Here is a 16,837-nt window from a genome sequence, read left to right on the forward strand (position 1 = left end):
CTCCTTGGGGTCAGGGTATGGCCGCATCGAATTGATTGCCGCTGTTGTCGCGCAGCACCAGGCGCGTCTGCCCTGCCCCTTCGATGTCGAAGGCCAGGTTGGGGTTCTCGCTGACGGCGGGAAACAGCTCCAGTCGGGCCAGCAGCTGATCGTTCCCGTCGCGCAGTTCAGCATGGTTGATAAAGAATTCAGGGATGCCGCTGACCATGCCGTTGTCCATCGGATGCGCCACTTGCAAGCGCACCCGGCTGAACTCACCGCGCGGATAACGACCGCCCAGTACTTCGCCGATATGCTCTTCCCAGCCAGGCTCGGTGCGCACGACGCTGGGCGCAGTGCAACCACCGCCCGCCGCATCGATCAGTGTCGAGCCGACATGCCAGAGGCCGTCACGGGTCAGCACCGCCGCGCGCAACGGCGTGGCTTGTTCGATACGGATGCGGATCGACAGCCACGGCAATACACGATCCAGCGGTTGGAAATCGACTATTTTCGGCAACGGATTGAGTTCCGCCCAAGCGAGGATTTTCACCACCTCGCCTTTAAACGCCCGGGCGTCGATTTCCAATGGCACTTGCCGGGCATCTTCGGCGAACGGCGGCGCCAGCAGCTTGACCCGGTCATCGAACACGAACGATGCATTGCCGAGCATCTGCTTGTGGTAGAAGGCCCACATCACCGAGGGCACCGGGTCTTTGCCCGGTTCGATACCGGCAGCGTGCGCCGCCAGGGGCAACCAGCAGAGCAACAGGCAACTCGCTCGCCAGTTCACGGTTGGTACATCTCGGGCACGTCATAGCGCAGGCCGTAATGACCGTAAATGGTGTTGACCGCCCCTTCACGGATCAAGCCCTCCAGCGCCTCTTCCACGGCATAGGCCAGTTGCCGGTTGCTTTCATGCACCGCCATGCCGATCTCCCAGAGTTGCTTGCCCATGTTCGGGTAAGCGTTTTGCGCCAGCGCCACTTGTGGATCGTTGGCTTGGTGAACTTGCCAGTCGATCTCGCCACGCATGGCCATCACCGCATCGACTTCACCGGCCTTCATCGCGGCGAAGGCTTGCGGTACACCGGGATAGTGGTGGGTTTTGCCGGCGAGCATGCCGTTAAATACCGACGTCAGGTAGAACGACGGCACGCTGTCGACTTCGACGCCAATCGGATGGTGTTCGAACACGGCGACGCTGCCTACCTTGTCGAGACGGCGGCGATCATAGGCGACCTGCCATTGTTCGTTCTGGTACGGCCCGAACATCACCACATGGCCGTTTTCCAGCTCACCCAGTTCGTTGCGTTTTTGTGCGTAATCGCGGTCATACGGCACGCGCATCATCAGGTCGGCGAGTTGCAGATCATGCAGCTGACTGGCCCGCCAGATGTAGTCGCGCAGGTCGTCATCGAGCTTCTCGCCGGCGGGCGCCCAGATCAGCGTCAGGCGCACGCCCAGCGCTTTGGCCAAGGCTCCGGCGAGCTCGACATCAACCCCGCGCGGCTGGCCGGCGTCTTCAAAACTGTAGGGGGCGAAGTCCTTGTAGACCGCCACTTTCAACTCCCCGGCAGCGATCATTTCGTCATAGGTACGGACCTGCGCCTGCACGACCTGGCAGCACAGCAACACAGCGCTGATCAACACAGCGAGCAGGCGCATGGGTTACTCCTCGACGCGAACGGTGTCCAGGTAGGTGCGCACAGCCCACAGAGCTTCCTGGCTCAGGTAATCGGCCATTTTCGGCATGTAGACCCGGCCATCCCGCACAGCGCCGTGACGCACGCGTTCGACGAACCATTCATCACCCGCTTCACCGACGTCGAGCATGCGCAAATCGGGGGCGATGCCGCCGGACTTGGCTTCCAGGCCATGACAGGCGGCGCAGTTCTGGTTATAGGCCGAGGAGCCGATTTCCACGGCTTTCTCATGTTCCGGGGAGGCGCGATACGGATTCACCGCCGCCCAACCGTCGGCATCCACCTGCACGCCGGCGTCTTTGATCGGGGTCAGGCCTGGGGTGGCGATCGCCTGCGGTACCACGTTGCCGTGGGCCCAGACGGAGCCTGCACTGATAAAGCCGGCCAGCAGTCCGGCAACGAGCAAGGCGTTGCGTTTTGTTGTCATTGTTATGCCCTCAAGATTGCACGCAAAACCTCTTTGAAGAGGCTATGGCACCCATATTGGTACCGGCCTCGCGCAATCCCCATGCTGCTTTGGTGGTCGCCTTCTAGTCCCTTGGTAGTAGGGCTTGTGACGCACACCCAAATCAGGTGCCGTTCGGGAAGTCTTCCCGGTCACAGCGGGACTTTTTCCGTATCCGGCAACTGGCCGGGCGCACCACCCTGTGCAGGCCAAAACCTCCACTGGGAACCGCAACCATGACAATAAGATCGCTACCCGCCCTTTCCCCTCTGTCTATCGCCGTGCAGGCTTTTCTGCTGGTGGGCAGCCTGTCCCTGAGTGCTGCAAGTCACGCCGCAACCGCTCCGGCCACGCCCACCCGCAACGTGACGTGGGAAGACATTGCCAACGATCACCTGACCACCAAGGACGTGCTGCAATACGGTATGGGCACCAACGCTCAACGCTGGAGCCCGTTGGCGCAGGTCAACGACAAGAACGTGTTCAAGCTGACGCCGGCCTGGTCCTATTCGTTCGGCGATGAGAAGCAGCGCGGCCAGGAATCCCAGGCCATCGTCAGCGATGGCGTGGTCTACGTCACCGGTTCCTATTCGCGGGTGTTTGCTCTGGATGCCAAGACCGGCAAACGCTTGTGGACCTACAACCATCGCCTGCCGGACAACATTCGTCCGTGCTGCGATGTGGTCAATCGCGGGGCGGCGATCTTTGGCGACAAGATCTACTTCGGCACCCTCGATGCGCGGCTGGTCGCCCTGGACAAGAACACCGGCAAAGTGGTGTGGAACAAGAAGTTCGGCGATCACGCCGCCGGCTACACCATGACCGGCGCCCCGGTGCTGATCAAAGACAAGACCACCGGCAAGGTGCTGCTGATTCACGGCAGCTCCGGCGATGAGTTCGGCGTGGTCGGCCAGCTGTTTGCGCGCGACCCCGATACGGGTGAAGAAGTCTGGATGCGGCCCTTCGTCGAAGGCCACATGGGCCGGCTGAACGGCAAGGACAGCACCACCACCGGCGACGTCAAGGCACCGTCCTGGCCGGATGACCCGACCACCGAAACCGGCAAGGTCGAAGCCTGGAGCCACGGCGGCGGTGCCCCTTGGCAGAGCGCCAGTTTCGATCCGGACACCAACACCATCATCGTCGGCGCCGGCAACCCCGGCCCGTGGAATACCTGGGCGCGCACCGCCAAGGATGGCAATCCCCACGACTATGACAGCCTCTACACTTCTGGCCAGGTCGGCGTCGACCCGAGCACCGGCGAGGTGAAATGGTTCTACCAGCACACGCCAAACGATGCCTGGGATTTCTCCGGCAACAACGAACTGGTGCTGTTCGATTACAAGGACAAGGACGGCAAAACGATCAAGGCCACCGGCCACGCGGACCGCAACGGTTTCTTCTACGTGGTCGATCGCAACAACGGCAAATTGCAGAACGCATTCCCCTTCGTCGACAACATCACCTGGGCCAGCCACATCGACCTCAAGACCGGCAAACCGGTGGAGAATCCAGGCCAGCGTCCGGCCAAACCGTTGCCGGGCGAGACCAAGGGCAAGTCAGTGGAAGTGTCGCCGCCGTTCCTCGGCGGCAAGAACTGGAACCCGATGGCGTACAGCCAGGACACTGGGCTGTTCTACATTCCGGGCAACCATTGGAAAGAGGAATACTGGACCGAAGAGGTCAACTACAAGAAGGGCTCGGCCTATCTGGGCATGGGTTTCCGCATCAAGCGCATGTACGACGATCACGTCGGCTCCCTGCGCGCCATGAACCCCACCACCGGCAAAGTGATTTGGGAACACAAGGAAGCGCTGCCGCTATGGGCCGGCGTATTGGCCACCAAAGGCAACCTGGTGTTTACCGGCACCGGCGACGGTTTCCTCAAGGCGTTCGACGCGAAAACCGGCGCTGAGCTGTGGAAGTTCCAGACCGGCAGCGGCATCGTCTCGCCGCCGATCACCTGGGAACAGGACGGCGAGCAATACGTCGGCGTGACCGTCGGTTACGGCGGTGCGGTGCCATTGTGGGGCGGTGACATGGCCGAGCTGACCAAGCCGGTGGCTCAGGGCGGGTCGTTCTGGGTGTTCAAGATTCCGAGTTGGGACAACAAGACTGCGCAGAAGTAATCCGCTTGCCCCCTGTGCTCACAGGGGGTTTTCTGGTGCTCAACAAGCTTTTCTGTGGCGAGGGAGCTTGCTCCCGCTGGGCTGCGAAGCGACCCCCTCATTTTTCAGCAACACCGAGTTGCCTGGATTTACGACTGCTGCGCAGCCGGGCGGGAGCAAGCTCCCTCGCCACAGGAACCCACATAACCGTTGTTTTTTGTGTATCCAGCTGCCCTCCACCTTTCGAGGACCTGTCATGAAGTACCTGCCTCTACTGCTATTGCTTGCCGCCCTTCCGGTTTTCGCCGACAACGGCGACGACTCCCCACTCATCATCAACGGCTGCACCATCGCCGATCACAGCCAATGCCCCGGCGCCAATCTCAAAGGCGCAAACCTGAGCAATCAGGACCTGCGCAACATGAACCTCAGCGGCGCCGACCTGCGCGATGCCGACCTGCGGCACGCCCGACTCGACCTCGCCAACCTGGAAAAAGCGCAGCTGCAAGGCGCCAACCTGACCCGCGCCAGCCTGCAACAAAGCAACCTGCGGCTGGCGGATTTCACCGGTTCAACGTTGATGGCGATTCAGGGCTGGGGGATGTTTGCCCAAGGCGCGCAATTCCAGGACGCCAACCTCAGCGGCGCCTACCTGCAATTCGCCCGCCTCTCCGGCGCGAGAATGCACAACACCAATCTGCGTGCCGCGGACCTGGAAATGACCTGGTTGAGCAAGGCTGACCTCAAAGGTGCCAACCTCAGTGACGCCAACCTGCAAGAAGCCAAATTAAGTGAAAGCAATCTGGAACAGGCCAACCTCAGCGGGTCGCGGCAGCATTATGCGAATTTTCAGGATGCGAACATGGAGGGCTGCAGCGGTTGCCCGACGACCTGGAACAAATGAACTGTATGCACACAAAACCATTGTGGGAGTGAGCCTGCTCGCGATAGCGGTGTAACAGTCAACTGAGAGGTTGAATGTGCCGACGTATTCGCGAGCAGGCTCGCTCCCACAGTGGATATGGGTTGCCGGCACTGTCGAGTCAGCCCGCCTTGCGCACCACCCCCATATCAATCCCCAGATGCACCAGTTCGGCATGGGACGTGACCTGCAATTTGCTCTTGAGCAAGGTCAGGTGGTTGGAGACGGTTTTGCTGCTGATGCTCAACTGTTCGGCAATCAACCGCGCTGGCGTGCCTTTGGCGAGCATCACGAAAATCTCCAGCTCGCGCTGGGTCATGCTCTGCAATCGCGGGTCGCTGGCGTCCTGTTGCGGGTGGCACGCCAGTTGGGTAGCCAGGGGCTGTTCGATGTAGGCATGGCCGGCGAGGATCCGCTGCACCGCCTCAATCAGCACTTGCGGCGCCGAGCTCTTGGTCAAGTAACCCGAGGCACCCGCCTCCAGCGCCTGGCGCACCAAGGGCAGTTCATCGTGCATGCTGAAAAACAGCACCCGCAGTTGCGGCAGCCGTTGACGCAAACGTCGGGTGGTTTCCAGCCCGCTGATCCCCGGCAAACCGAAATCCATGATCACCAGGTTCGGCACGGCTTCCTGAACCCGGATCAGCGCGTCTTCGCCGGTGGCGGCTTCACGCACTTCCATTGCCGGCAACAACGCCCGCAACAAACTCGCGTAGCCCTGACGGACCACCGCATGGTCATCGACCAGCAGAATATTCATGACACCTCCAAAGGCATGCTCAAGGCCAGCGCCCATCCGGCGCCGGGGTGGCTGATAACCCGCAATTCGCCGCCGACGCTGCGGGCGCGTTCGTACATCGAATACAAACCGACGCCGGGCCGCTGCGGTTGTGTGGCGCCGCGCCCGTTATCGCGAATCAACAGGTGCAGATGCGCGCCTCGATGTTGCAAGCGAACCCGCACCCGGGTGGCCTGCGCATGCCGGGCGACGTTGGTCAGCGCTTCCTGCAACAGGCGATAGAGCTGGGTTTTGTCCGGCGCGGACAAGGGCGGCAACTGCGCGCCAATCCGCAGCTGGCAGTCAATGCCGTGCCGCCCCTGCCATTGCTCCACCAGCAGGCCAAAGGCTTCTGCCAACGGCAGGTGTTGCAGTACCACCGGATAGAGGTCATGCACCAGCGCCCGAAATCCCTGTTGCAGGTGTTCGCAGTTGTGTTCCAGCTCACGCACCGTGCGTTCCATCACCACGGGTTGATCCGTCACCAGCCGCAACAGACAGGCCTGGGCGCGAATCCCTGCCAGGTACTGGCCGAGATCATCGTGCAGGGTCTGCGCCAGATGAGTGCGCTCCTGTTCCTGCACCGCCAATAACGTCTGTGTCAGATGGGCGTTATCGGCGCGCGACTGCTCCAGCGCCGTGGTCATGCGATTGAAATGCGCTGCCAGCTGCCGTGCCTCCGGCATACCTTCCGCGCGCAATCGCACCTTGAGCTGGCCGCCCGAGACCTGCTGCAACGCGCGCAACAATTCATCGAGCAAGCCCATGCCACGGCGCACGGCCCAGCGGATGGTGAGCAGGCTCAAGATCAAGGCGAGGCCGCACAGGCCCAGCAATTGCTGCAGCGAATCCCAGACTTCGTCGATCTCATCCCGTGGATCGACCGCGATCTGCACGCGCCGGCCATCGTGCAAATCCAGGACTCGCGCACTGTGCCGGGCTTCGGCGAACAACAGCCGCCCGAGCCACGCATCGAGTCCGGCCTGAACCGGCAGCCGTGCCGCTTCGCCGGGCTCCAGCCAACGCACCCGCACATGCCGCAGGCTGCCCGTCAGTCGGGGCTGGAGGCTGGCGGGATCACGCTCGGCGGTTTCGCTCAGGTACTCGACCACCGCCTCGGCGGATTGCAGCTCGCGCTCCACGTCCGCCAGCGCCTGGTGCACCAGCAACCCCATGCACGCCAGGGTGACCAGGACGAAAAACCCGCAGACCCAAAGGTTGATCCGCCACAGGGCCGACACGGTTAGTGCCCCGGTGTCGCGGGCAAGACCAGCAATGGCACCGGGCGGGGGCTGTGGAGCTTGTCGACGCCGATCAGGGTCAGGATCAACAACAACGGCAGGAGCAGCGCTTTGAGAATACGCATGGTCAATCTCCTCCAGTGTGATGGCCGTGATCACCCATGCTAAAACCGCGCCGCTCCGGGCGAGCTACTACCTTGGTACTGCCTGACTGGTACTTTCTGCATATTTCAATCTGCCTCGCAGGCTTCCTATGCTGGCACTACCTGTAATGGAGTGCCTTTATGCGCCAGCTTGCCCCTTACGCCCTGATCTACCTGCTGGCGATTGCCTGCGCCGCCGGGGTGGCGACGCAGAGCCAGGCGGCGGATGCGCCGTTGCAGGTGCGGATCGGCTACCTGGGCTACCGGCCTGACCCCGGTCCGCTGCTGTCCAACGTGATTCCCGAACCGGTCGATGCCGGGCTTCGCGGTGCCGAACTGGCGATCACCGACAGCAACAGCACCGGGCGTTTTCTCAACCAGAGTTACAGCCTCGTCACGGCCAATGCCGACAGCCCGGACACCCTGATTGAAGCGGCCAAGGCCCAACATGCACAGGGTCTGCGCCTGTTTGTGGTGAATGCGCCGGTGGAGAGTCTGCGCCGGCTCAGCGCCGTGCTGCCCGACAGCTTGCTGTTCAACGCCGGCAGCCCGGATGACAGCCTGCGCACCACCGACTGCCTGCCAAACGTACTGCACAGCCTGCCGAGCCGGGCGATGCTCGCCGATGCCCTGGCGCAATTTCTGGTGCTACGCAAATGGCAACGGGCGCTGCTGATCGTCGGCCCGACCCGGGACGACCAGGCCTACGCAGCCGCCCTGCGCCGCGCCGCCAAACGCTTCGGCCTGACACTGGTGGCGGAAAAAGCCTGGAGCTTCGACAACGATCAGCGTCGCAGCGCCCAGGCCGACATGCCGCTGTTCACCCAGACCGCCGAATACGATGTGGTGCTGGTGGCGGACGAACGTGGCGATTTCGGTGAATACGTGCCCTACCAGACCTGGTACCCACGGCCGGTTGCCGGCACGCAGGGCCTGACCCCCGTGGGCTGGCACAAAACCGTGGAAACCTACGGCGCCGCCCAATTGCAGAAACGCTTCGAAGCTCTGGCCGGGCGCTGGATGAATGACCGCGACTTCGCCGCCTGGATCGCCGTGCGCAGCATCGCCAGTGCGGTGAGCAAACTGCGGCAGGTCGATCCCGTGGCGATCCGCACCCTGGAAATCAGCGATCAATTGCCGCTGGACGGTTTCAAGGGACGCAAGCTCAGTTATCGCCCGTGGAACGGTCAGTTGCGCCAACCGATTCCCATCGTCCAGCCCCGAGCGCTGGTCAGCACGTCGCCGCAAGACGGCTTCCTGCACCCTTTCAACGAAATGGACAGCCTTGGCTACGACAAGCCCGAGGTCAGCTGCCGCTTTCCCTGAGCCAGCGTTCCACAAGAACTACAACAAGAAGGAATCCGCCATGCGTCGCACCCTGCTCTCTTGCGCCCTGCTGCTCGCCGCCGGGCACGCCGCTGCCAGCACCGCCTGGGTCTCCAACGAAAAGGACAACACCCTGAGCCTGATCGACCTGCAGACGTTGCAAGTCACCGACACCCTGCCCGTCGGCCAACGGCCGCGCGGTTTGCTGCTGTCCCACGACAACAAGCTGCTGTACATCTGCGCCAGCGACTCGGACCGGGTCCAGGTGATGGACGTCGCCACCCGCAAGATCATCAAGGAGTTGCCGTCGGGCAAAGACCCCGAGCAGTTCGCCCTGCATCCCAACAATCGCTGGCTCTACGTTTCGAACGAAGACGATGCACTGGTGACGGTGATCGATACCGAAACCTCCAAGGTGCTAAGCCAGATCAGCGTTGGCGTCGAACCCGAAGGCATGGCCGTCAGCCCCGACGGCAAGTGGGCGGTGAACACCAGCGAAACCACCAACATGCTGCACTGGATCGACACCAGCACCCAGACCCTGGCCGACAGCACCCTGGTCGATCAGCGGCCGCGTTTCGTCGAGTTCTCACCTGAAGGCTCGCAACTCTGGGCCTCGGCGGAAATCGGCGGCACGGTAACCATTCTCGACGTCGCCACCCGCAAGGTCCTCAAGACCCTGACTTTCCAGATCAAGGGCGTGCACCCGGACAAGGTCCAGCCGGTGGGCATCAAGCTCAGCGCCGACGGCAAGTACGGTTTCGTCGCCCTCGGCCCGGCCAATCATGTGGCGGTGATTGACGCCAAGACCTTCGAGATTCTTGATTATCTGTTGGTCGGTCGTCGGGTCTGGCAGATGTCGTTCACCCCCGATCAAAAACAGTTGCTGGCCACCAACGGCGTCAGCGGCGATGTGTCGGTGATTGATGTCGACAGCCTCAAAGTGACCAAATCGGTGAAAGTCGGGCGCTATCCGTGGGGCGTGGTGGTGACGCCATGAACGCACTGGAAGTCAGTGAACTGAGCTTCGCCTATGGCGCGCGGGAGGCGTTGCGGCAGGTGAATTTCAGCCTGGCGCCCGGGCGTTTCGCGGCGTTGCTGGGGCCGAACGGCGCGGGCAAATCGACGCTGATTGCCCTGCTCACCCGGCTCTATGATTTGCAGCGCGGGGACATCCGGGTCGGCGGCTGCTCCTTGCGCAACGCGGCGCGTCCGGCGCTCAAGCAATTGGGCGTGGTGTTCCAGCAAAGCACGCTGGACCTGGACCTCAGTGTCGAGCAGAACCTGCGTTATCACGCCGCGCTGCATGGCATGTCCCGGCGCCAGACCGGCCTGCGGGTCGACGCCGAACTGGCGCGGCAGGCGCTGACCGAACGCCGTCGCGAGCGGGTGCGTGAACTCAATGGCGGTCACCGGCGCCGGGTGGAAATCGCCCGCGCCTTGCTGCATGAGCCACGGCTGTTGCTGCTCGACGAGGCCAGTGTCGGCCTCGATCCTGCCAGCCGGCTGGCGCTCAATCAACACATTCGCGGCCTGTGTCGCGAGCAGCACATCAGCGTGCTCTGGACCACCCACTTGCTGGATGAAGTGCAGCCGAGCGATGACTTGCTGATTCTTCATCAGGGCCGTCTGGTGGCCAGCGGGCGGGCTGATGCCTTGAGCCAGGCGCATGGCGGCGACCTCGGTTCGGCCTTCACTCGCCTCACGACATCAGGAGCTGCCCGATGAATGCGTATTGGCAATGCTTCAGCGGCATCGTGCTGCGTGAATGGCTGCGCTTTGTGTTGCAGCGCACGCGGTTTCTCAGCGCGCTGGTGCGGCCATTGCTGTGGCTGCTGGTGTTCGCCGCCGGTTTTCGCGCGGCCCTCGGGATCGCGATCATTGAGCCCTACGACACCTACATTCCGTATGAGGTCTACATCATCCCGGGGCTGGCCTGCATGATCCTGCTGTTCAACGGCATGCAAGGTTCGCTGTCGATGGTTTACGACCGAGAGATGGGCAGCATGCGCGTGCTGCTGACCAGCCCCCTGCCCCGGACCTTCCTGCTGTGCAGCAAACTGTTGGCCACTTCGCTGATTTCGCTGTTGCAGGTGTATGCCTTTCTGGCGATTGCCTGGGTGTACGGCGTGCAGCCACCGGCCATGGGGCTGTTGATCGCCTTGCCGGCGTTGTTGCTGGTGGCGTTGATGCTCAGTGCGCTGGGCCTGCTGCTGTCCAATGCGATCCGGCAACTGGAGAACTTCGCCGGGGTGATGAATTTCGTGATCTTCCCGCTGTTTTTCCTGTCGTCGGCGTTGTATCCGCTGTGGAAGATGCGCGAATCCAGCGAGTGGCTGTACTGGCTGTGCGCGCTGAACCCGTTTACCCACGCTGTGGAACTGGTGCGGTTTGCCCTGTATGAGCGTTTCAATCCGCTGGCGCTGGCGGTGTGCGCCGGGCTGACCCTGGTATTCGCCCTGCTCGCAGTCCTCACTTTCAACCCGCAACACGCCGCGCTGCGCAAAACCAGCTGACACCATCAATCCCCCTGTGGGAGCAGACTCGCTCCCACACGGGATCTGCGTCCTACAGATATTGCGAACAAATGAAGACCCACTGTGGGAGCGAGCCTGCTCGCGATAGCGGAGTGTCAGTCAATAGAGATGTTGAATGTTAAGCCGCCATCGCGAGCAGGCTCACTCCTACAGGGGATTTTTGGTGCACTGGCGAGGGAAATTACTACTTTAGTACTGGTTTTCCTGTCTATCGTCGCATTCCCAACGCCCCGAGACTGGCATGTAATGGGTTCATAACTATAAGGATTGAACCCCCATGCCGCGTGCCCAACGTCGTCTGTTGCGCCCTTCCCTTGCTGCGCTGTCGCTGAGCCTGCTGCTGGGCGCCGCGCACGCCGATACACCGCTGTTCTCCGCCGACGGCTATCGCATCAGCCTCTATCGCAGCCCGACCCCGAATCAGCTTCAAGGCGCGGCCATCGTCGACACCGCCGCCTTGCAAACCCTGCTCACCCAGACACCGCGCCCGGTGCTGATCGACGTCTATCGCCGCCAATGGCTGCAAGGACAATTCATTGAAGACCAGCCCCACGAGAACCTGCCCGGTAGCCATTGGCTGGCCAATACCGGCGACGGCGACCTCACAGCTGACTGGCAGGGCTATTTTGCGCGTAACCTGAACGCATTGACCGCAGGAGACTTGGCGCAACCGCTGGTCTTCTACTGCCGCTCCGACTGCTGGCTGAGCTGGAATGCGGTAAAACGCGCCGCGGCCATGGGCTATAAGACACTGTATTGGTACCGCGACGGCCTGGACGCCTGGCAAGCCGCCAACCTGCCCGTTGAACCGGCCCGGCCCGAGCCCTTCCCCTGACCTTTACGCGTGCGTGTTGTTGCCACACCATAATGAAAATAATGAGGTGAAAGGCTATGTACAAAATTCTGATTGCCGACGATCACCCGCTGTTTCGCGAAGCCATTCATAACGTCATCAGCGATGGTTTTCCGGGCAGCGAGGTGATGGAAACCGCCGATCTCGACAGTGCCCTGCTGCTGACTCAGGAGCACGACGACCTGGACCTGATCCTGCTCGACCTGAACATGCCGGGCATGCACGGCCTCAATGGCCTGATCAACCTGCGCAACGAGGCGCCGACCATTCCGGTGGTGATCGTTTCAGCCGAGCAGGACAAGCAGATCGTGCTGCAAGCCATCACCTATGGCGCAGTGGGTTTCATCACCAAATCCTCGCCCCGGGTGCAGATGACCGAGGCCATCCAGCAGATTCTCAATGGCAATGTGTACTTGCCGCCGGACATCATTCGCACACAAAAGTCAGGCACCCATCGGCGCATGAATGACAACCCGAGCTTCCCGCCCGAACTGCTCCAGGCGCTGACCCGCAAGCAGTTGCTGGTGCTGGAACGCATGACCAAGGGCGAATCGAACAAGCAGATCGCCTACACCCTGGAAATCGCCGAAACCACGGTCAAGGCGCATGTCTCGGCGATCTTGCGCAAACTCAATGTGCACAACCGGGTGCAAGCGATTCTGAGTGCTGGGGATATTGATTTCGGGTCTTATCTGCGGCGTTGAATGTTGGGCATTCCCAGATCCCTGTGGCGAGGGACCTTGCTCCTGTTGGGTCGCGAAGCGGCCCCCTTCAAACTTCCAGGTAAACCGAGTCGCCTGATTTACGACTGCTTCGCAGCCGGACGGGAGCACGCTCCCTCGCCACAGAAAGCCTAGTCACCACAGGTCTGATGCCCGACGCGGCTAACGGGATGGGCCAAGCAAATGACTCATCGCCGTTTTCAGCTTCATCGGCCGTACAGGCTTATGCATCAACGTATGCCCCAACTCGCGAATCTGCTGCTTGAGCTCATTGCTGTAGTTGGCGGTAATCATCATCGCCGGGATCGCTGAACCGCGCCGGGCGTTGATCCGGGCCACGGCATCGACGCCGTTCTGCTCGTCATCGAGGTGATAGTCGGCAATCAGCAAGTCGGCTTCTTCGTGGTAGTTGTCCACCTGCCGCGCCAGGTCCTGCTCCGACAGTGCCGTGACCACCCGACACCCCCACCCTTCCAGCAACGTGCGCATGCCAGCGCAAATCGCCGCGTCATTATCCAGCACCCACACCCGCGCTCCGCGCAGACGCTCGAGCATCGGCTCACTCATCAACAACGCTGGCTGAGCCTTCGGAGCCGTGGCGCTCAACGGCACCTCGACGGAAAACATCGAGCCCTTGCCCGGCCACGAACGCACGTGAACGCGATGACCGAGAATCCCGGCAATCTTCTCGACGATGGCCAGCCCCAGCCCCAACCCGCGGTCCTGATCCGGACGCTGCACATCGCCCCGTTTGAACTCCTGGAAAATCTCTTCCAGTCGATTTTCGGCAATGCCCATCCCGCTGTCCCACACCTCGATCGTCAACCGCTGATGATGACGCCGACATCCGAGCACCACCCGACCGCTGTAGGTATAACGAATGGCGTTGCTCAGCAGATTGCGCAGGATCCGCGCCAGCAACTGAATGTCGCTACGCACCAGCGCCGAACACGGGATGAAATGCAGCTCCAGCCCTTCATTGCGGGCCACCTGTGTGTACTCGGCCGCGAGGTTTTCCAGCAGCTCGCTCAGGGCGAACGGCGCGATGTCGGCTTTGATCACCCCGGCATCCAGTTTGGAAATATCCACCAGCGTGCCTAGCAGGTTTTCCACGTCCTCCAGCGAATTGCTGACATTGCGCACCAAAATCGCATTGGCCACCGGCTCGCGACGTTCCAGCAAAGCGCTGGTGAATAGCCGAGCCGCGTTGAGCGGTTGCAGCAGGTCGTGACTCACGGCGGCGAGAAACTTGGTTTTCGACAGGTTGGCCTGCTCCGCCTCAAGTTTGGCCTCGCGCAAACGCGATTCCACGCGCCGGCGCTCGTCGATTTCACGCAGCAATTGGTCATTGAGGGTGGTCAGTTCGGTGGTCCGTTCGCGTACCCGCAACTCAAGATTCTGATACGCCTGGTGCAGCGCCTCGGCCGTGCGGCGGCGCTCGGTGATGTCACGGATCAACACGAAGATCCCCACCACTTCCCCGGTGGCCAGGCGATTGGGCACGTAGGAGCGCAGCATGTAGCGCTCCTGATTGTTGATGTTGGTTTCGGCAAATTCGAACGTCACGCTCTCACCGGCCAAGGCCCTGGCCACGTAGGCCTCGAGGCGCTGGTAATGCTGCGCGCTGTGAACTTCGCGCAGGCTCTGCCCGAGCATCACGCCGCGAGGCCAGCAGTACCATTCTTCGTAGACCTTGTTGGTGAATTCGTAGACCAGATCGGCATTGAGGTAGGCGATCAACGCGGGGACATGGTCGGTGATCAGGCGAATCCAGCGCTCGCTTTCGCTGAGGGCTTCGGCGTGTTGGTAACGTTCGGTGATGTCGGTGAAGGTGTTGACGAAGCCACCGGTGGGCAACGGATGCGTGCGGATTTCCAGCACCCGGCCATCGTAAAGACGTTGCTCGCATTCCTGCACGTGCCGCCCGTTGGCATCGCGACTGGCCGGGGTCAGCAGGGTCAACTCGCTGTCGCCGATCACTTCGGCAAACGGCCGATGGGCCGCCACCGGGGCGAGCCCGCTCAGTTCGAGGAAGCGCCGGTTCCACAGTTCCAGGATGCCTTCGGCATTGACCATGGCCACGCCTTGGGACAGGTTGTCGACCGCCCGTTGCAGCAAGTGCGATTTCTGCGCCACGGCTTGCTCGCGGCGCACGGTTTCGCTGAGTTTGACGTCAGTAATGTCGGTGAACAGGATCACCCGCCCACCTTCCTGCGTGGGCCGCTCGCTGACTTGCAGCCAGCGGCCGTCCTGCAAGCGATAGATCAGGTTTTCGTCGGCATGCCCACGGGGTTCTTCCGTGAACAACCCGGTGGCGGACATCAGCCGTTTCACCTCGACCAGGCGCATGCCGGCGTTGATCCGCACCCGGCTGTTGTCCCAGAACGCCTTGAAACGGCTGTTGAACAAAACGATGCGCTGCTCGGCATCGAACAGCACAAAGGCATCGGAAATGCTCTCGATGGCATCGATCAGATGCTGATGCGCGGTTTCCGCCCGCAGGCGCGCTTCGCTGAGCAAGTGATTGCCCGACTTGAGCTCGGCCATGGCCTGGTTCAAGGCGTCGGTGCGCTCACGCACCTGCTCGGCCAGCACCACCGAATGCTGGAACGCCGCGTAGGGATCATTGCCGCGCGTGACACCGGATTCGATCCGCTCGATCAGCGCGCCGTTGATGCGCTGCAGTTTATGGTTTTCGTGGCGCAGGCTGGCGAGCTGCGCCTGCAGCTCAATGATGTCCAGGGGACCGGCCTCGGGCAATGGCAACCCCGGTGAAGGTCTGGTTGATGTGCATGCCATTGAACTGTTCTCCGTAGGTGTTGAAACCCATCACCCGTTGGTCGCGCAAAAACGTTCCGATCTGCTCCAGGCTGCCGCCGTCTTCCAGCTCCAGACGCCTGAGAAAACAGTCACAGCCGATGGTCAGTAACAGATCGCCGAGGCGCTCCTGCAAGCCTTCGAACAAGGTTTGCAGATTCGGCAGCATCGGGCCGGGGGTCATGACGGTGAGGACGATGCCGTTTTCCACGGCGCAGTAAAAACTCAGGCTCAGGTCTGGATGAACCTGCTGGATCGCCCGCACGTAATACTGATCGTTGATCCGCACCGCCAAGGGGTGAGCGGCGAAGACCCGGTGATCGAGTTCGGCCACCGGCACGCCGATGTGTCGGGCGTACTCCTCGGCAGCCGGCTCGGCATTCAGTTCAAAGACCCGGCGCGAGGCGCTGTCGGCTCCGGTGACCACCAGTTTCTCCGCCCTCGGCAAGATGTGGTGCGTGGTGAACACCTCGAAATCCAGCCAGGTGTTGACCAGCACCACCACCGCCGCGCCGCTGTGAAACTCGCCGCCGAAATAGACGTGGGTGTGGGTCAGGTAGTTGTCATCGCCGGCCGAACCGCCGAAATGCGGGATGTCGCCCAACGCCGCGCTCAACGCAGCGAGGACCATTTCTTCGCGGCTGGACAGACCATCGAGCAAGGTCAGGGCAAAGCTGTTGCCCTTGATCGGCGCCAGGGTGTTGCTGCGACAGCCGCTGGCCAGGCGCTCGACCATTTGCTGGGCGTCGATCAGGCTGAAGCGCTCCATCTCGCTGATCAGTTCGGCGTCGATGGAAAAATGCCGATGGTCGAATCCCACCGCCGTCACGCAATTGCGGCCGTAGCCCAGGGGCGTGATCTCCCCGGCGCTGGTGCAGCCGACCAGGCGAATGCCGCCGAAGCTCAGATGCAAGGCCTGGCCCAGCGCCTGCAAGTCGTACTCGGCGGAGCAGAAGAACAACACGAAGCCCAGATGCGGGTGCAATAACTGCCGCGCGAGCTCCTGAGCCACTTGTTGGGCATCGGTGGCCTGGGACATGCCGCTGACCACCCCTTCACTCTGGACCTGCTGCATGACCACCCCCGCAGGTGCGCGTGTATGAGACACGAGTGTACGAAGCCTGCGGGCTGCGACGTATGCTACTTGGGTAGCGGGTAGCCGCTTCGATGGGATGAGAGTTGGCGGCTTGATGGCTGAAGCTTTTGTGGCGAGGAAGCTTGCTCCCGCTGGACTGCGCAGCAGTCTCCCAACCGGCCGAT

General features: G+C 61.9%; 16 protein-coding genes. 8 read left to right on the plus strand and 8 right to left on the minus strand.

Annotated features, from left to right (window positions below; genetic code table 11):
- Positions 1-10 precede the first annotated feature (10 nt).
- From FBY01_RS28855 to pedF, 3 genes are read right to left on the minus strand one after another with little or no spacing between them, the layout of a single operon-like run.
- Positions 11-772 (minus strand): quinoprotein dehydrogenase-associated SoxYZ-like carrier, encoded by a 762-nt coding sequence (locus tag FBY01_RS28855; RefSeq protein WP_145310581.1) that lies wholly within the window; start codon positions 770-772, stop codon positions 11-13.
- Positions 769-1,647, minus strand: coding sequence for an ABC transporter substrate-binding protein (locus FBY01_RS28860; protein WP_010455135.1), 879 nt, complete (start codon positions 1,645-1,647; stop codon positions 769-771). Before FBY01_RS28860 ends, FBY01_RS28855 begins: the two co-directional genes overlap by 4 nt.
- 3 nt (positions 1,648-1,650) lie before the next feature.
- Positions 1,651-2,112: a cytochrome c-550 PedF gene (pedF, locus tag FBY01_RS28865; RefSeq protein WP_010455137.1), complete on the minus strand. Its 462-nt coding sequence runs from the start codon at positions 2,110-2,112 to the stop codon at positions 1,651-1,653.
- Between the two features lie 254 nt (positions 2,113-2,366).
- Between pedF and exaA the strand changes: the two genes are divergently transcribed.
- On the plus strand, positions 2,367-4,259 hold the full coding sequence (gene exaA, locus FBY01_RS28870; protein WP_042932777.1) for a quinoprotein ethanol dehydrogenase: 1,893 nt from the start codon (positions 2,367-2,369) through the stop codon (positions 4,257-4,259).
- Positions 4,260-4,494: 235 nt separating this feature from the next.
- Positions 4,495-5,142 (plus strand): pentapeptide repeat-containing protein, encoded by a 648-nt coding sequence (locus FBY01_RS28880; RefSeq protein ID WP_077749294.1) that lies wholly within the window; start codon positions 4,495-4,497, stop codon positions 5,140-5,142.
- Positions 5,143-5,281: 139 nt separating this feature from the next.
- Here FBY01_RS28880 and FBY01_RS28890 read toward each other — a convergent pair whose 3' ends face one another.
- The 3 genes from FBY01_RS28890 to FBY01_RS32035 are packed head-to-tail and all read right to left on the minus strand — an operon-like array spanning position 5,282 to position 7,304.
- Entirely contained in the window at positions 5,282-5,920 is a 639-nt protein-coding gene (locus FBY01_RS28890; protein WP_010455143.1) for a response regulator transcription factor, read from the minus strand.
- Positions 5,917-7,179 (minus strand): histidine kinase, encoded by a 1,263-nt coding sequence (locus tag FBY01_RS28895; protein ID WP_145310577.1) that lies wholly within the window; start codon positions 7,177-7,179, stop codon positions 5,917-5,919. Before FBY01_RS28895 ends, FBY01_RS28890 begins: the two co-directional genes overlap by 4 nt.
- Before the next feature lie 2 nt (positions 7,180-7,181).
- Positions 7,182-7,304, minus strand: a complete 123-nt coding sequence (locus FBY01_RS32035; protein ID WP_256664551.1) for a hypothetical protein — start codon at positions 7,302-7,304, stop codon at positions 7,182-7,184.
- Between the two features lie 159 nt (positions 7,305-7,463).
- On the opposite strand from FBY01_RS32035, the gene FBY01_RS28900 reads away from it, so the two are divergent.
- The 6 genes from FBY01_RS28900 to FBY01_RS28930 all read left to right on the plus strand — a co-directional run bounded on the left by FBY01_RS28900 (position 7,464) and on the right by FBY01_RS28930 (position 12,742).
- Entirely contained in the window at positions 7,464-8,648 is a 1,185-nt protein-coding gene (locus FBY01_RS28900) for an ABC transporter substrate-binding protein (RefSeq protein WP_145310575.1), read from the plus strand.
- A 40-nt stretch (positions 8,649-8,688) separates the two neighbouring features.
- Positions 8,689-9,648 carry a YVTN family beta-propeller repeat protein gene (locus tag FBY01_RS28905; protein ID WP_077749296.1) on the plus strand — a complete coding sequence of 320 codons (960 nt, stop codon included), beginning with the start codon at positions 8,689-8,691 and terminating at the stop codon, positions 9,646-9,648.
- Complete coding sequence (locus tag FBY01_RS28910) at positions 9,645-10,376, plus strand: ABC transporter ATP-binding protein (protein ID WP_145310573.1); 732 nt, start codon at positions 9,645-9,647, stop codon at positions 10,374-10,376. The genes FBY01_RS28905 and FBY01_RS28910 overlap by 4 nt, the downstream gene beginning before the upstream one ends.
- Positions 10,373-11,164: an ABC transporter permease gene (locus FBY01_RS28915; protein WP_145310571.1), complete on the plus strand. Its 792-nt coding sequence runs from the start codon at positions 10,373-10,375 to the stop codon at positions 11,162-11,164. Before FBY01_RS28910 ends, FBY01_RS28915 begins: the two co-directional genes overlap by 4 nt.
- Positions 11,165-11,462: 298 nt before the next feature.
- Positions 11,463-12,020: a PQQ-dependent catabolism-associated CXXCW motif protein gene (locus tag FBY01_RS28925; RefSeq protein ID WP_102594352.1), complete on the plus strand. Its 558-nt coding sequence runs from the start codon at positions 11,463-11,465 to the stop codon at positions 12,018-12,020.
- 56 nt (positions 12,021-12,076) lie between these two features.
- Positions 12,077-12,742, plus strand: a complete 666-nt coding sequence (locus FBY01_RS28930; protein ID WP_010455152.1) for a response regulator transcription factor — start codon at positions 12,077-12,079, stop codon at positions 12,740-12,742.
- A 180-nt stretch (positions 12,743-12,922) separates the two neighbouring features.
- Here FBY01_RS28930 and nahK read toward each other — a convergent pair whose 3' ends face one another.
- Positions 12,923-15,520, minus strand: a complete 2,598-nt coding sequence (nahK, locus tag FBY01_RS28935) for a hybrid sensor histidine kinase/response regulator NahK/ErcS' (RefSeq protein ID WP_145310622.1) — start codon at positions 15,518-15,520, stop codon at positions 12,923-12,925.
- Entirely contained in the window at positions 15,489-16,652 is a 1,164-nt protein-coding gene (gene nosP, locus FBY01_RS28940; protein ID WP_145310567.1) for a nitric oxide-sensing protein NosP, read from the minus strand. Before nosP ends, nahK begins: the two co-directional genes overlap by 32 nt.
- Positions 16,653-16,837 lie beyond the last annotated feature (185 nt).

The organism is Pseudomonas sp. SJZ077, assembly GCF_007993905.1.
Taxonomy (GTDB): Bacteria; Pseudomonadota; Gammaproteobacteria; order Pseudomonadales; family Pseudomonadaceae; genus Aquipseudomonas; species Aquipseudomonas mandelii.

Excerpts from the sequence above, each read along its gene's own strand:
- FBY01_RS32035 (WP_256664551.1), bottom strand. The coding sequence starts at position 7,304 with ATGCGTATTCTCAAAGCGCTGCTCCTGCCGTTGTTGTTGATCCTGACC.
- FBY01_RS28880 (WP_077749294.1), top strand. The coding sequence starts at position 4,495 with ATGAAGTACCTGCCTCTACTGCTATTGCTTGCCGCCCTTCCGGTTTTC.
- FBY01_RS28925 (WP_102594352.1), top strand. The coding sequence starts at position 11,463 with ATGCCGCGTGCCCAACGTCGTCTGTTGCGCCCTTCCCTTGCTGCGCTG.
- FBY01_RS28900 (WP_145310575.1), top strand. The coding sequence starts at position 7,464 with ATGCGCCAGCTTGCCCCTTACGCCCTGATCTACCTGCTGGCGATTGCC.
- FBY01_RS28910 (WP_145310573.1), top strand. The coding sequence starts at position 9,645 with ATGAACGCACTGGAAGTCAGTGAACTGAGCTTCGCCTATGGCGCGCGG.
- FBY01_RS28860 (WP_010455135.1), bottom strand. The coding sequence starts at position 1,647 with ATGCGCCTGCTCGCTGTGTTGATCAGCGCTGTGTTGCTGTGCTGCCAG.
- FBY01_RS28915 (WP_145310571.1), top strand. The coding sequence starts at position 10,373 with ATGAATGCGTATTGGCAATGCTTCAGCGGCATCGTGCTGCGTGAATGG.
- pedF (WP_010455137.1), bottom strand. The coding sequence starts at position 2,112 with ATGACAACAAAACGCAACGCCTTGCTCGTTGCCGGACTGCTGGCCGGC.
- FBY01_RS28930 (WP_010455152.1), top strand. The coding sequence starts at position 12,077 with ATGTACAAAATTCTGATTGCCGACGATCACCCGCTGTTTCGCGAAGCC.
- nosP (WP_145310567.1), bottom strand. The coding sequence starts at position 16,652 with ATGCAGCAGGTCCAGAGTGAAGGGGTGGTCAGCGGCATGTCCCAGGCC.
- exaA (WP_042932777.1), top strand. The coding sequence starts at position 2,367 with ATGACAATAAGATCGCTACCCGCCCTTTCCCCTCTGTCTATCGCCGTG.
- FBY01_RS28905 (WP_077749296.1), top strand. The coding sequence starts at position 8,689 with ATGCGTCGCACCCTGCTCTCTTGCGCCCTGCTGCTCGCCGCCGGGCAC.
- FBY01_RS28890 (WP_010455143.1), bottom strand. The coding sequence starts at position 5,920 with ATGAATATTCTGCTGGTCGATGACCATGCGGTGGTCCGTCAGGGCTAC.